Origin of the sequence: Bacillus sp. 2CMS4F, assembly GCF_023161785.1 — a bacterium.
In the GTDB taxonomy this organism is placed as follows: Bacteria; Bacillota; Bacilli; order Bacillales; family Bacillaceae; genus Bacillus; species Bacillus halotolerans.
In genome coordinates this window covers 19,967-34,383 of record NZ_JALNTO010000009.1, presented here as the reverse complement: position 1 = coordinate 34,383, position 14,417 = coordinate 19,967, and the positions used below count along the sequence as shown (strand labels likewise).

19 protein-coding genes are annotated in these 14,417 nt (G+C 40.9%); all 19 read right to left on the bottom strand.

What is annotated here, in order from left to right:
- Nucleotide 1 precedes the first annotated feature (1 nt).
- Nucleotides 2-343, bottom strand: a complete 342-nt coding sequence (fliT, locus tag MTN95_RS13595) for a flagellar protein FliT (protein ID WP_024123014.1) — start codon at nt 341-343, stop codon at nt 2-4.
- Nucleotides 340-741, bottom strand: coding sequence for a flagellar export chaperone FliS (fliS, locus tag MTN95_RS13590; protein ID WP_024123015.1), 402 nt, complete (start codon nt 739-741; stop codon nt 340-342). Before fliS ends, fliT begins: the two co-directional genes overlap by 4 nt.
- Before the next feature lie 21 nt (nt 742-762).
- Nucleotides 763-2,259 carry a flagellar hook-associated protein 2 gene (locus MTN95_RS13585; protein WP_248338546.1) on the bottom strand — a complete coding sequence of 499 codons (1,497 nt, stop codon included), beginning with the start codon at nt 2,257-2,259 and terminating at the stop codon, nt 763-765.
- A 17-nt stretch (nt 2,260-2,276) separates the two neighbouring features.
- A complete protein-coding gene (flaG, locus tag MTN95_RS13580) occupies nt 2,277-2,606 on the bottom strand; it encodes a flagellar protein FlaG (RefSeq protein WP_105990893.1) in 330 nt (109 codons plus the stop codon).
- 229 nt (nt 2,607-2,835) lie between these two features.
- Nucleotides 2,836-3,699: a flagellin Hag gene (gene hag / locus MTN95_RS13575; RefSeq protein ID WP_024123018.1), complete on the bottom strand. Its 864-nt coding sequence runs from the start codon at nt 3,697-3,699 to the stop codon at nt 2,836-2,838.
- Between the two features lie 147 nt (nt 3,700-3,846).
- The gene (gene csrA / locus MTN95_RS13570; protein ID WP_010332059.1) at nt 3,847-4,071 is read right to left on the bottom strand and encodes a carbon storage regulator CsrA; all 225 of its coding nucleotides are present in this window, start codon (nt 4,069-4,071) and stop codon (nt 3,847-3,849) included.
- Entirely contained in the window at nt 4,065-4,496 is a 432-nt protein-coding gene (gene fliW / locus MTN95_RS13565) for a flagellar assembly protein FliW (RefSeq protein ID WP_024123020.1), read from the bottom strand. The genes csrA and fliW overlap by 7 nt, the downstream gene beginning before the upstream one ends.
- A gap of 20 nt (nt 4,497-4,516) precedes the next feature.
- Complete coding sequence (locus MTN95_RS13560) at nt 4,517-5,092, bottom strand: DUF6470 family protein (protein WP_105954014.1); 576 nt, start codon at nt 5,090-5,092, stop codon at nt 4,517-4,519.
- Nucleotides 5,093-5,138: 46 nt separating this feature from the next.
- Nucleotides 5,139-6,035, bottom strand: a complete 897-nt coding sequence (gene flgL, locus MTN95_RS13555; protein WP_202852883.1) for a flagellar hook-associated protein FlgL — start codon at nt 6,033-6,035, stop codon at nt 5,139-5,141.
- Between the two features lie 9 nt (nt 6,036-6,044).
- Nucleotides 6,045-7,568 carry a flagellar hook-associated protein FlgK gene (gene flgK, locus MTN95_RS13550; protein WP_248338543.1) on the bottom strand — a complete coding sequence of 508 codons (1,524 nt, stop codon included), beginning with the start codon at nt 7,566-7,568 and terminating at the stop codon, nt 6,045-6,047.
- Between the two features lie 18 nt (nt 7,569-7,586).
- Entirely contained in the window at nt 7,587-8,069 is a 483-nt protein-coding gene (flgN, locus tag MTN95_RS13545) for a flagellar protein FlgN (RefSeq protein WP_248338541.1), read from the bottom strand.
- Nucleotides 8,070-8,083: 14 nt separating this feature from the next.
- Nucleotides 8,084-8,350 carry a flagellar biosynthesis anti-sigma factor FlgM gene (gene flgM, locus MTN95_RS13540; protein WP_024123025.1) on the bottom strand — a complete coding sequence of 89 codons (267 nt, stop codon included), beginning with the start codon at nt 8,348-8,350 and terminating at the stop codon, nt 8,084-8,086.
- 79 nt (nt 8,351-8,429) lie between these two features.
- On the bottom strand, nt 8,430-8,849 hold the full coding sequence (locus MTN95_RS13535; protein ID WP_024123026.1) for a TIGR03826 family flagellar region protein: 420 nt from the start codon (nt 8,847-8,849) through the stop codon (nt 8,430-8,432).
- A gap of 73 nt (nt 8,850-8,922) precedes the next feature.
- A complete protein-coding gene (locus tag MTN95_RS13530) occupies nt 8,923-9,645 on the bottom strand; it encodes a phosphoribosyltransferase family protein (protein ID WP_248338538.1) in 723 nt (240 codons plus the stop codon).
- Nucleotides 9,609-9,905: a late competence protein ComFB gene (comFB, locus tag MTN95_RS13525; protein WP_059292436.1), complete on the bottom strand. Its 297-nt coding sequence runs from the start codon at nt 9,903-9,905 to the stop codon at nt 9,609-9,611. Before comFB ends, MTN95_RS13530 begins: the two co-directional genes overlap by 37 nt.
- A 56-nt stretch (nt 9,906-9,961) precedes the next feature.
- Complete coding sequence (gene comFA, locus MTN95_RS13520; protein WP_248338536.1) at nt 9,962-11,356, bottom strand: ATP-dependent helicase ComFA; 1,395 nt, start codon at nt 11,354-11,356, stop codon at nt 9,962-9,964.
- 106 nt (nt 11,357-11,462) lie between these two features.
- Nucleotides 11,463-12,308 carry a DegV family protein gene (locus MTN95_RS13515; protein ID WP_248338532.1) on the bottom strand — a complete coding sequence of 282 codons (846 nt, stop codon included), beginning with the start codon at nt 12,306-12,308 and terminating at the stop codon, nt 11,463-11,465.
- A 96-nt stretch (nt 12,309-12,404) separates the two neighbouring features.
- A complete protein-coding gene (degU, locus tag MTN95_RS13510; RefSeq protein WP_003219701.1) occupies nt 12,405-13,094 on the bottom strand; it encodes a two-component system response regulator DegU in 690 nt (229 codons plus the stop codon).
- 82 nt (nt 13,095-13,176) lie between these two features.
- Nucleotides 13,177-14,334 carry a two-component sensor histidine kinase DegS gene (degS, locus tag MTN95_RS13505; RefSeq protein WP_024123030.1) on the bottom strand — a complete coding sequence of 386 codons (1,158 nt, stop codon included), beginning with the start codon at nt 14,332-14,334 and terminating at the stop codon, nt 13,177-13,179.
- Between the last annotated feature and the right edge of the window lie 83 nt (nt 14,335-14,417).

The window sequence follows — 14,417 nt, the reverse complement described above, 5'->3', positions numbered from 1 at the left end:
CCTATTTACGCTTGTCATAATATCTGCCGTCAATCGTGATGTTGTTATAAGGATTTAAATACGTCGTATGCATCGCACGTTTTCTTTTCACCTGCTGAAGTTCTGCTGCGATTGACTGCTTCAGTCTTTCCATTTCCTTCACAATAAGCTGATCCCATGTCAAGACAAGCTTCATCTGCTTTCGCTCTTCTTCTGAAAGCGGCAGAGATATCCCCTGAATAAGTTCAGACCGTTTAGACACAAAGTCTTCAATTTGCTTTAAAAGTTCATCGCTTTCCGGTGTATTTTGTATGTGTGACAGCATACTCTCCGTCTCAGTGTATAGTTGATCTATGTTTTTCATGCGATCCCGCCTGATCCGTGCCGGTCCTTTCGTTCACTTTGCATGGCTTGTTTCCAAGCATCGCGAAAATCTTTTACATAGCCCTCTACCTCAGCCAGCATGCTCGTATCATTTTTGATATTTGCCTGTACCAATCTTCGATACATATAATCGTACATCGCACCCATTGAACCGGAAAGCTCTATGTTGCGGTTAAGTGTACCATTTAATTCCTGAATGATATTTTGCGCTTTAATCAGATTTTCATTTTTACCTTCCATATCATTATTCTCAATGGCCTGAGATGCAAGTTTTATAAATTTCAAACAGCCATTATACAGCATAAGGGTCAGCTCCCCGGGCGTAGCGGTATTCACTGAATTTTGCTGATAAGCTGCATAAGGATTTTGGATCGCCATGTGTCATCCTCCAAATTACATTTATTGTACAAGTAGCTGTGATAAATAGGACGCTTGTTCGTTCATTTTTTGAATCGCAGAATCCATTGCACTGAATTTTTTATAATAACGGTTTTCTACTGTGTTCAATCGGTTCTGCATATCGGTGATTTCAGTACTGATGGAACGCAAATTCTTCCCAATTGAATAGTCGCTTGCCCCCATTGTTGAATTGCCGGCTTTTGCTTCAATGCTTTTCACTGTGCTTCTCAGTGTGTCGCCGATACGTTTCATAATCCCTTTATCACTATAGGCACTGCTGTTCGTTCCGTTTGTAAATAAGGCGGCAACACTTTGTGGATCTTCTTGTATTTTTGCTTTCAGTTTGTCTTCATTAATCTCTAAATGGCCCCGCAATTGATAAGCACTTGAGGTTGTGATGCCAAATTCAGTTAATTGATAGGTTTTCCCATCCGCATTAACTTGAGTATAAAAATCAGTCCGCATTTGGTTCGTGCCGGTGCTGATGCTGGAATCATTTCTCAGCAAACCGCTTTTTGCCTTCTTCTCCCAGAGTTCTACCTCTTTATCAGACATTGCTTCTTTTTGTTCACTCGTCAGCGGAGTATAGTCTCTGAATTTTTCTTCCTTGAGCTTTTCATTCAGGCTGTCAACCAATTCATTGTATTTATCTACAAACTCTTTAATTTGGTTATAAATCCCGTCAACATCAGTAGAAACAGATGTGGTAACAGGGCCTGTGGCTGCAGTTGTATTTTTGATCGAGTAGGTGATGCCATTAACCGTAAAGTTGTTTGTCAGCTTCTCCATTTCAAAGCCATTAATTGTGACCTTTGCATTTGTTCCTTCTTTGTAAGCAGTGAGCTTATTTTCAGCGTCTAAAGAAAAACCAAGCTGACCGGACATAAAGTCGGATGTAGCAGAGTCTGCTGCCTGTATGCTGCCTCCTGCACCTGTTGCTTTAGAAGAAAACGCAATCGTTTCTACATACTCTGTACCGTTCCATATTTTATCTTTAAATGCTGATACTCCTAGATCTGAGCTGTTAAGTTTAGAAATCACATTATCAATGGTATCGGCGCTCGTCACACTGATGTTCACTGTTTTTGCCGTTGTCTCACCAGGTGCTACAACGTTAAATGCCAAATTATAATCGCCTTGTGTGTATCCCGTATAATTATTTGCCTTATACGTTGCTGCAGTTGCCAAACTCGCTACTTCAACAGTAGAAGACGAGTTTGGCGCACTTGCGCTTCCTGTAGCAGTTAACACAGACTCATTGGAGCTGATCACAGCTTTGCTCTGATACGTGCTCGGATATGTCAACGTATTTTTAGACATATAATCTTGTAATTCTTTTATTTTTGAGTTGACTTCACGATAGCTGTCACGCTGCCATTCTAGCGTCTGTTTTTTTTGAGTCAGCTTATCAAGCGGCGCTCTTTCTGTTTGCATCAGCTTTGATACGATATCATCTATATCCATTCCTGACGCAAGACCTGTTATTCTCGTGACCATTTCAAACCACTCCTCATCTACTTTTTTTCATCTACAAATAACCCAAGAAATTCAGTCATAGCCGCATAAAAATCAAGCCACCGTTTCGGCGGAATTTCGCGGATGACTTCATTTGTAGAGTCCTCTATTACTTTTACATAGTATTCATTTAACTTCTCATGGAGTTCAAACTTCAGGTGAACTTGCGAAGGTTCCAAAAGCTTGTTCATTTCCCCTACCATTTCAGCAAGATTGGTATATGAAACTTGATGAACAGGAACCTCACTCTCATGATCTCTCTGATTATGTATTTGAGTATCATAACGATCCCAAACAGGTTGTAACGTAGTGAGTCTTTCAATGTTCAATTGATCATCCCCTATGTCCCAATCTATCGTTTATATCGACTAAGTCGAGATAAGATTACACATATTTATGGAAAAAAACTCATCTGTTTTAGATTTCTTGTTTGGAAATACTTTTATAGGTTAGTGGAGAATCCGATTATTATATCACGAGGTATAGACAGCAAGGGGGAAAGATTTGGAGTTAGGAATATAAAAAAGACCCCGGCAATCGCCAAGGTCTTTTTCAAAATTAACGTAACAATTGAAGTACGTTTTGAGGCTGTTGGTTCGCTTGAGCAAGCATAGCTTGAGAAGCTTGAGAAAGAATGTTGTTCTTTGTGAACTCGCTCATTTCTTTCGCCATGTCAACGTCACGGATACGAGACTCAGCAGCTGTCAGGTTTTCACCAGAAGCGCTTAAGTTGTTGATTGTGTGTTCAAGACGGTTTTGTACCGCACCAAGTTTAGAACGTTGGTTAGAAACTTGAGTGATTGCTTCATCAATTCCGGAAAGTTGATCATCGAATGATGAAGTATCAAACTTTGTTACATCGATATCACTGATTTTTACAGTTGTTCCAAGGTCAGCCGCTTTCATGCTGTCAATATTTACTGTTAATTGCTGTCCTTTATTTGCACCAATTTGGAATGTAAGGTCTGCTGTACCGCTAGCAAAAGAACCATCTAATAGGTTTTTACCGTTGAATTGTGTACGGTCTGCAATCCCGTTCGCATCAGTTCCACCGCCAATTTCTTCTTTTAGAGCGGAGATTTCGTCTTGGATAGATTTAAGATCATCTGGTTGTTGTGTTCCAGTGTTTCCTGCTTGAACAGTAAGTTCACGCATACGTTGAAGGATTGCATGAGTTTCAGTTAATGCACCCTCAGCTGTTTGGATAAGAGAGATTCCGTCTTGAGAGTTTTTAGAAGCCATTTCAAGACCTCTGATTTGTCCTCTCATTTTTTCAGAGATCGCAAGACCAGCTGCGTCATCTCCCGCACGGTTGATACGAAGACCTGAAGAAAGTTTCTCCATGTTCTTTTGTGCTGCCCCGTTGTTTGAACCTAAACGGTTTAGTGTGTTAAGTGCTGCGATATTGTGGTTAATTCTCATTGTTTTGTTCCTCCCTGAATATGTTGTTAAGGCACGTCCTTGTGCCTTGTTTTTTTGTAACTGGCGGAGTGTTTGCGTCTCCTCCCGGCTACATCATTAATATCGGATTGTCTCTGATTTTGTTAATACAAAAATAAAAAAAAATCCTCACTTTTTTTGTGAGGATAATGCGGAGATCACATCGCTGGATAACGCTGCCGCACGGTTATTTTCTTCCTGAATGGTCAAGTAAATTTCTTTCCTGTGAATATCAATATGCTTTGGGGCTTCAATTCCAATTTTCACTTGGTCACCCTCAACCGCAATCACTTTCACTTCAATATCAGCACCTATTTGAATCGCTTCGTTTATTTTCCGCGATAAAACTAGCATGATTCTCCTCCAATCGGATGCTTTGTCGTATATGGGGAGTCGTGTAAAACGACTTGCTTAGCCAGCATATTTTTGCGATTCACAATAATAGGAGCCAATAAATTAGCAGTAGTTTTTTCGAATGGCTCTGCCATGGTCAATAATGTCATGACTTCTACGTCTTCAATATTATCGATATCCAAAAGTTCAGCAGTTGATTCATCAAGGTCAAATTCATAATTCTTAAAAAAGATAAACGGACTTACAACGATGAACGCAAGATTCTCTGAAGTGACGGACTGCAGCGCCACGAATGGAGAGTCTTCTGAAAGCGGAAGAATGACGAACTGTTTTTCTTCTAAAAAGCCCGGAATCCCGTTTTCAAAAAGAATGATTTGTTCTTCTTTTACATTCATTTGGCCATGGTATTTAGTATGAATGATCATTGTTCACGATCCTTTTCTTTTTACTTTTCGAGTGATTCTTTTAGGTTTTCTACCTCTATATTTAAATCAGGGTATTGGAGCATGTCAACCTTAACATTTCCCGGCGTATATTCAACAATCGGCTTATGCGGTTCAGCCTGAATAACAGGCTTTCGCGGCGTAATCTGAATATCAAGCTGTGACGGGGTATATTGTATTTTCACCCTTGAAAGAGAAGGAGCATAATGTTCGCCTAATTGAATTTGGTGCATCTCAGAGTTCCTCTTTGCTTGTGAAGCGATTGGGTTCCCCTTATTTTCTATTCTCATAAGCTCGTCGCCTTCTTCTGCAGTACGGGCTATCCCTTCCATTACATCCTCATGCCCTTGTTGGGCAGCTTCTTCGATTCTTTTGAATACATGCTTTCTGTCTAATTCTTCCCATGCTTGCGTTTGGTCAATCGTGAGTTTTCCCGGGGTCACCGATATTTCCATTTCCGCGCTTGGCTGTTCAATTTCCAAGTCGGCTTGCGGCTGCTCCATTTTTAAGCTGGCAGGCGTCGTTGTTAAACCAATTTTCCCTTGAACACTATGCATAATCAATCTGGGAATTTGCATCACTCTACCTCCTAAACTATAAAAAAAGCGAACTCCTGAGAGCCGCTTACTTTAAAAAGTCGATCAATGTAGGCTGAACAATTTGCGCATTTACAGCTAAGGTAGCTCTATGTACACTTTGCTGGGCAATAAATTCCGTTATGACTTCTTCCAGTTCTACGTCTTCATTGTCTGACAACACTTTTGTAGCTGTTTCTTCTTGAGCTGAAAGTCTTGTATTAATCAGTTCAAGACGGTTATATCTCGCTCCGAGATCAGATCGTTCTCCGCTCATACCGTCAGAAAATTGATCAATATCATCTAAAACGCTGTCCACATCGTCCAAAGAGCCTGAATTAAGTGCTGTCTCAAATGAATTAAGCATTTCAAACACATTTTGTCCGCTTCCAGAAGTACCTCCAAAGGCTGCCTTCGGATCTGAGTTCACCTTTAATGACATATTATCCGATATATTGACAATAACGTCAGCAGTATCAGAAATCGTATAAGTTCCGTCGCCGTTGTCTTTAACTGGGGGTTTATCTGAATTAGTGCCATTGAAGATATATCTGCCGTTCACTTGTGTATTAGCAATATTTAAAAGCTGCTCTTTTAATTGTTTTACTTCTACACCAATTGCTTGCAATTCTGCTTCACCATTTGTGTCATTCTGAGCTTGAACAGCTAACTCTCTGACCTTTGACATAATGTCAATTCCTTCAGTAATGTTTGTTTCTGTGTTTTCAAGCCAAGTAAAGGCTTGAGAAGCATTACTTTGGTATTGCTGAACTTGAGATAATTGCGTATTGTACTTTAAGCTTTTCATAGCTACTACTGGATCATCGGAAGCTTTTGAGATTTTTTTTCCGGAAGAAATCTGTGATTGAAGTTTATCCAGCTTTGAGTAGCTTGAACCGATATATCTCAATGAGTTTTGCTGAATCATCCCTTGTGTTACTCTCATTTGATCTACCTACCTTCCTCCGACACCCATGCCATTGATCACTTTGTCGAGTATTTCGTCTTGTAACGTTACCATTCTTGCGGCAGCATTGTATGCGTGTTGGAATTGAATCATATTGGTCATTTCTTCATCTAAAGAAACAGCGCTCATTTGCTGACGGTTTATGTCTGCATCATTCAGCTGTGTTTCTGTATTAGATGCCAGCCGATTCGCCTCTTGAGCTTTGATCCCCAGCTCGCCAATGAGACCAGCATAATAATCTAGCACACTCGTTTCTTTTCCGTTAATGGTGATGTCCCCGGTTAACACATTTGCTAAATTCGTTGCGTTTGAATTATCGTTTGCTGCTCCAGTAAGTGAGAAAGCGATATTCGCGCCTTTTGAATCTTTTATGCTGTCAGTGACTTTAATCTTACCTGCTGCGCCTTTTGCCGGCTCAGTTTCACCCCCGGTAAAATCAAAAAAGTCCCCGCCTTGTTCACCGCTCTGTGTCAGACCATTTCGGTGTACTTCATTGAAAGCTTTTGCAAATTCGAGCGCCATATGATCAAGATCTGAAAGCATCTCCGGATATATGCCCTTTTCTTTGCCGTCTGCCGTGACATATCCATAAGACTGTATAAATCCTAACAATGACCCATTGCTGCTGAACGACTCAGCTTGTACAGCAGTGTCTCCGATTGAAATACTTGTGACTAAGCCCGTTTCATTATCATAGTTAGCTTTCAGCTCTGAAACCTCGTAATTTTTACCGTCCAGAACAGTTCCAAGTGACTGTTTATTTTTATCCAGGATTTCGATCGATACAGTACCTTCTGAAGAAGCAAGCGCATTCCCGCCTGATTTGTTATAGCTCACTTTGACATCAACAATCGAAGATAATTTATCAATCAGCAAATCACGTTGATCGTATAAACCATTCGGAAGCAGACCGACTGGTTCTACCTGTGCAATTTGCTTATTGAGACTGTTTAACTGAGATAACAGTGAATTAACATCTAGTACACTAGTATCTAGTTCTGCTTTTAAATTTGATTGAACTTTTGAAAGTGACTCAGAAATATAATTAAACGTATCAGCAACAGCCTGTCCTTTTTGAGAGACAACAGAACGCGCACTGTCCTCATTGGCATTATTGGATAGTTCTTGCAGAGAATTCCAAAATGAATTTAGCACGCTGTTTAATCCGCTGCCACCAGTCTCATTCATAATCCCTTCCATTTGGGACAGGGCTTTGGCCTTCGTGTCGTAGTATCCGGCACTATTGTTTTGAAGACGGTATTGGTAGTCTAGAAAGATATCTCTTATTCTCTCAACTGACTTCCCTTGAACGCCCGTTCCCATTTGCCCCGCGTTTTTTTCTGCGTTTTTTGATACAGCAGGGAAGTAGTCAGTTGCCTCCAACGAGACTCGCTGTCTTGTATAACCGTCAGTGTTGGCATTTGCCACGTTATTTGCAGTCGTGCTTAACGCTGCCTGCTGGGCGCTTAACGCCCGCCTTGCAGTTTCAAGCCCCATAAAGGTAGATGTCATATTCTGAATTCCTTTCCGCTAAGCTTTTGAATCGAACAGTTTCAGCCGGCTGCTCTTCGGAAGCTCAGCTTTAATTGATCTGCTGTAATTAAAGTTATTTTCCTTAGGAACCAGCATATCGTACGAAATAGAGATGAATTGCAGCGCATCTCTTGTCAGCTGTCTATTCAGCTTATTCACTTCTTTTAGACGCCCGAGAACTTTAGTAAGAGATTCGAACAAAAGTTCAAGCTCTACCTTTTCACTGCCTGAAGTTTTGGCGATACAAGCAGAAATAGTGTTATTTTCGCTGTATCCAAGAAAAGCGGAAGCCGCTTTAATCCGGTCATCTTCTGTCTGTTCGATTGCTTGAATATATTTTTGTTCTTTTGTCAAAATGTTAGAAAGCTCTTTTGTTTTGCCGGCTTTGAGCGCTTCCGTTTTTTCCTCAGACAGCGTGAGCAAATGCTCATGCAGAACGCAAAGTCGCTTCAATTGTTCGATAATTGGCTTTGCTGACATGGCTTTCTCCTTTTTTACTGCTTTTTATAAAAATTAATTATATTTTTTGCTATATGATTTGCGTCTATTTTGTATGACCCGTTTTCAATTTGCGCTTTTAGCTGCGCGATTTTTTCCTGGCGTGAACCAGTGACTGCGTCGGATGCATTTTGCAGCTCTTTAGCCTGCGATGAAATTTCGATTTTATCTTTAGGCTGTGCAGCATTTTTTTGCACTGCTTGCTTTTCGTAATTTTTTTGGTATGGATTAACGGATTGTGTTCCAAATTGATTGATTTTCATAGGATTCCTCTCGCTTTCCGTTGCAGTCTTTAAACAATCTAACCCTTTTATCGACTGCGTTTTCAGTTAGTTTAGGGAATCAGCTGTTTTTGGTATTATAGGCATAGTATGTGTCTTTTTTACTATTTTCCCGTTCTGTTTTCAATGCGGATTCTTGGTTCAGATGATCTATTTGATCCTTTATATCGGACTGGCAAGCCTTGCAGAACTTGCCTTCCCTAATCGATGTCCCGCACCTTTCACAAGGGTATGCCAAATTCGGCAGATGAGTGATTTGGATTCGCTTTTGCCTGATGAATTTTAAAATCAGCTCTTCCTCCACACCTGTTTCCTCAGTTATGCGGCTCAGTGTTGATTGCCTGTTTTCCTGTTTCCTTAAAAATTTATACACAGTCTCAAATGATTTTTCTTCTTCCTTAATACACGCCTGACACACGGTTTGCAGCTTTGTTTTTAAAAATAAAGCATTGCATTTCGGACAATTCGCCAGTTCACCCATCATGTTTACTCCTTATTCATTAATATGCCTGCAGTAATTTCTAGACATTATATCGGCACAAAAATTGAATCATTTAGCTTCTCACTAAGGTAAAAGATGACACTGAACCAGCTTTGCCTTTCTCCAATAAACAGCGGGCAGCATAGTGCAAAGTGGCGCCCGTAGTATAAAGATCGTCGATTAAAACGATATCCATACCCTCAACGGAGCTGTTTTTTGTTTCAAAAACATGCTCTGAAAGCAGGCGCTCCGTTTTCTTTTTCTTAGACTGCTTTTCATTATTCAGGCGGATGAGAGGATTGAGGATGGGCCTGTTTAAGCATTCAGCAAGCATTTGTGACTGGTTGAAGCCGCGTTCTGCTTTCCGTTCTTCGCTTAACGGAATGGGAACGAGCACAAGGCGTTTATCTGGATAGACAGCAGAGAATTCTGAGGAAAAGTCATTTTTAAAAGCGCTTATTATCGCTGCATCTCCCCTGAATTTCATTCGGGCGAGCGTTTCTTTCATCATGTCATTATATAAGTAAACAGAACGGTTTTGACTGAGCCTTAAGCCGTCATCTATTCTTGATTTCCATGCCTCGCAATCCGCGCACACTTCATGAGCGGTTTGAGGCCTGCCGCAAAGCGGACAGATGGCCCCTTTGATGATCTGTAATTTGTTTCTGCAGGACTGACAGACCCTGTCGTCAGGTTTTAATGAGAATAGTGAGCACCATGAAACAGCTTGAGAAAATTGTGAATCACATAATAGACAGATCAGTTTTTTAGAGCCTCCTCCTGTCTCGTTTCGCATTGATCACTCGGATTCTCCGATACCACAGCAGCTGATTCAGCCAAAATCACAAGCATAGCCGTGTTTTTCTGTTTATCTACCAGCTCAGCTTTCGTATATGCAATCTTTTTTAAATCAGTGACGTAAGCTGGTCTTACTTGGTTTAAAGAAAGTGCAAGTACATCATTTTTGCATACTTGGCAAGTGCAGGTCATATGAAGCTGATCCATATATCGGTCAAGAAGTTCTTCCATCATGATTTCTTTTGAATTGACAAGCATTTTTACAGCTCCTCATTAGTTATATGAGTATACTGTATCATGTTTTTAAATATTAACTAGTCTATCAATTTATTTTTTAAAGCCAATTCATTCATTATTTTTATATGTTTTCTTGCCTCTATCATACTCTTTGTTTTTCCGAAGTGAAAATAAATGACATCGCCGTCTGCATGTTCTTTATGCCGTCCTGTCCTTCCCGCGATTTGCACAAGCGCGCTTTCCGTAAAGATGGGCGATTCTGCCCCTAAGATGCCTGTTTGGACCATAGGAACTGTGACACCTCTTTCTAATATTGTTGTTGTGATTAACAGATCAAACTGACCGTCTCGAAATTGCTGCACTTTTTCTTTTCTGAGCTTATCTTCCGCATGTACAGCCACTGTTCGATAATTCATATCTTTAAAACAGGAAGCAGCCTTTTCCAAAACAGAAATGGAAGGAACAAATAAAAAAACGGGCCTTCCTTCTTTCACATGCTGTTCTATCCATCTTTTTACCGCATTTGGGATTTTGTTTCGGGTTAATTTCTTTTTCCAGTTTCCGCACCACTGAAAGCGCGGTTCAGGCAATGGCTTCCGATGGTATCTGGCCGGTATGCGAACGGATTTTAACTCACCTTTATACGTTTTTCTTTTTAATTCTTTAGGAGGTGTTGCACTTAGATAAACAAGAGTGCTGTTTTTCTTTCTCGCTTTTTGAACAGCGAATTGAAGAGTTTGATCAGCGGAATATGGAAAAGCATCCACTTCATCAACGATCATGACGTCGAATGCGTCTTTATAGCGCAAAAGCTGATGGGTTGTGGAAATCATAAGCGGAGATAAACGCCCTTTGTCATCACTTCCTCCGTATAGAGCTGAAATATCAGCACCCTGAAATGCAGCCTTCAGTCTCGGAGCAAGCTCTAATACAACATCGGTGCGCGGGGTCGCAATACAAACACGCAGTCTTAGATTTAATGCCGATTCTATACCCGGGAATAATAATTCAGTTTTACCTGCACCGCAAACAGCCCAAATAAGGAGCTCTTCTTGCTTCGAAATTGCTTCAATTAAGACGTCAGCGGCCTTTTGCTGTCCGCTTGAAAGCTTTCCATCCCAAGTCAGTTTTATAGGCTTCCAGTTTGCCTCTGCCTCCTTGCGCCAGGAATATAAAGAAACATCCTCACTCACTCTGCCCATCATGACACAAGAGCAGCAGTATACTTTATCTTCTCCTGATGAATGATACGAAGAAAAATACTGTTGATTATTTTGACCGCATCTATTGCATCTATATCCCCATTTATTTTTTGATATAGACTCCTCGGCAGATATATAACCATGCTCGATATGCCAATCAATGATCTCGTCAGAAAATGGGATTTCTGTTCTAAGCAGATGACGGCCCTGAAGCTGCTGCTGCAGTTCTTTAGAGAATAGGCTGTTCGATTCTGATGTCTTAGTCTGCATAGTACGGCCTCCTTGCGAGATATTATGCCGGAATGAAAATATTCTGTCTAACAGCTAAAAAAAGAATATAAAAAAATCTCCGCTTCTAAAACGGAGATTTCATCATTTATTTAAAACACCAGCAGATTCCTATTGCACCTTCACCAAGATGAGTGCCTATAACCGCACCAAAGTAGCTGTTATAAAATTCAACATGCGGATATTTTGCAGAGAGCTCTTCAATAATACTCGATGCTTCTTCTTCTCGATTAGCGTGAATAACGGCGACTTTCATCGGCATGCCCTTACTCGCGTCTTCATCTAGAAGCTCGTAAATTCGCGAAATTGCTTTTTTGCGTGTGCGAATCTTCTCAAAAGGCACAATTACCTTATTGTCAAAATGCAGAATAGGCTTTACCTTGAGAAGACTCCCAATAAAGGCTTGAGCACTGCTTAATCGTCCGCCTCGCTGAAGATGTGTTAAATCATCCACCATAAAATATGCCCGAACGGTTTTTTTCATTTCTTCCAGTTCTTTTATAATATCTTCCGGCGATGACGCTCCATTTCTGATCAATTCAGCTGCTTTCAGAGCATAAAAACCTTGAGCCAGACAGCTGATCTCTGAGTCAAACGGGTATACTTCAATATTATCGACCATTGTATTCGCTGCAGCTGCACTGCTGAACGTTCCGCTAATTCCGCTAGAAAGATGAATACTGATCACCGCATCATATGTCTTGCCGAGCTCTTCATACAAAGCAACCAGCTCGCCGATCGCAGGCTGAGAAGTGGATGGAAGCTCTGTATGCTTTTTCACTTCTTGGTAAAAGCTTTTCCAGTCCATTTCTGTTTCTTCATGATATGTTTCATCCCCAAAAACAACCTGGAGAGGAATCATGTGTATATGATTTTGTTCACGCATTTCTTTGGGAATATATGCCGTACTATCTGTTACTACTGCAATATTCATAGCTTCGTTACCTGCCTTATCACTTTATGACTCTATTGTAAGGGAAACAGAAGCCTAAAAAAAGACCTGCCTCAAAAAGGCAAGTCCAATTTCATGCTATCTCATTTCTACCCAACCATTTTTAATGGCGACCACCACGGCTTGCGTCCGGTCGTTTACATTCATTTTTTGTAAGATATTGCTGACATGGTTTTTAACAGTTTTTTCACTGATAAACAATGATTCACCGATGCCGCGGTTGCTTTTTCCGTCTGCAAGCATTTGCAGCACTTCACATTCCCGTCTTGTTAAGATATGTAATGGTCTGCGAATCTCTGGATAGACCTCATGCTGAGGATGAGCAGAAACTCCGCTTGTTGCAAGACGTCGGAATTCGTTTACGAGGTTGTGAGTAACCTTCGGGTGAAGGTAAGAGCCGCCCTCGGCAACTACTTTAACCGCTTCAATTAGTGTATCAGCATCCATCTCTTTCAGCAGATAACCTCTTGCACCTGTTTTCAGGGCATGTGTTACATAATTCTCGTCATCGTGAATTGATAGAATAATTACTTTAGATTCAGGATACAGCTCTACAAGCTGCTTTGTAGCTTCCACGCCATTTACGTTCGGCATATTGATATCCATGATCACGACATCAGGATGATAGTGCTCAACGATACGAGCCGCTTCATCTCCGTCGTCTCCTTCCGCTACCACTTCAAAGGTAGGTTCAAAATCCAATATCCGCTTAACACCTTCACGAAATAACTGATGGTCGTCGATAATAACAATGTTTACTTTAGTCACAAGCCACGCCTCCTTGTATTATTGTTCTATATACTCTGGTATTCGGTCAATATGCCTTTTGGCTCTATTTTACAAATCATAGTCAAAGAGATAACGGAACCTTAATCATGATAAATGTCCCAAGACCTATTTTTGAATCTATAGTCATGGTTCCTTCCAATAAATCTACTCTTTCTTTCATTCCAAGCAAGCCGAATGATTTGTTTTTCTTCTCTTTCGCTTCCTTCAGGTCAAATCCTTTGCCGTTATCTTTTATCATTAAAATCACAAAATCCTTTGTAATCTCAACTTTGACTGTAATTTCTTCAGATCCAGAATGCTTTAACGCATTGGATACAGCCTCCTGTGCGAGTCTGAAGAGCGCAACTTCAAACTGAGGCGCGAGTCGTTTGTCCTCCGTATCGCCGATGCACTGAAAATGTATTTTCACCTTACCGTTATATTCTTCGGTTGTATATAGATATTTCCGCAAAGTTGGAATCAGGCCTAGGTCATCAAGGGCCATCGGTCTTAAATCATATATAATCCGTCTCACTTCGTAAAGAGCATTCCGCACATTTTGGCGGAGATTTTTGATTTCCTGGAATCCGTCTTCAGCGCCTCGGTCTCGGAAAATCCGTTCAATTAATTCCGATCTCATCATAACATTTGCCAGCATTTGTGCAGGACCGTCGTGAATTTCTCTCGAGACTCTTTTTCTCTCTTCTTCCTGCGCTTCAATAATTCTCAAGCCAAAATCCTGTTTTGCCTGCGCATCGGCAAGAAGCAGCCCAACCTCCCGAAGATCCTGATTCAGATAGTTCAGCACGACCGTAATCTGGCTCACTAGTGATTCTGAGCGTTCGATGATTTCCTGAAGGCCTAACAGTCTGCGTTCCAAATCGTCCCGGCGTTCGCGCAATTGCTTTTCACGCTGCTGGATCATCGTCAGTTCTACTTGCAGCTTATGGGCTTTTTCATAAGCATTGCGGATTTCTTCTTCACTGAATCTATGAAAATTGCGGCTGACCTCGGATAAACGGTTTCGCGCATGGCGGGTTTGCACTTCAAGTTTATCACCAAGCTCGATGACTTCATAAACCTGCTGTTTAATTTGTTTCAATTCTTCGACCAGCTGTTCATACTGCTGGCGTGACTGCTCCCCGATTTGAAAAACCTCATCCTTGCTCCCGTCAACGGTTTTCAGCATCTTCATCAAAATAGAATCCAGAACTTTGGAATCCATCTTTGTTTTATTCATAATTTCCCTCCGTCACGGTGTTGTCATATATTTTTATTATAAATGTAATTGATCTGCAAATTGTGTCGAATTATAATGAAAGA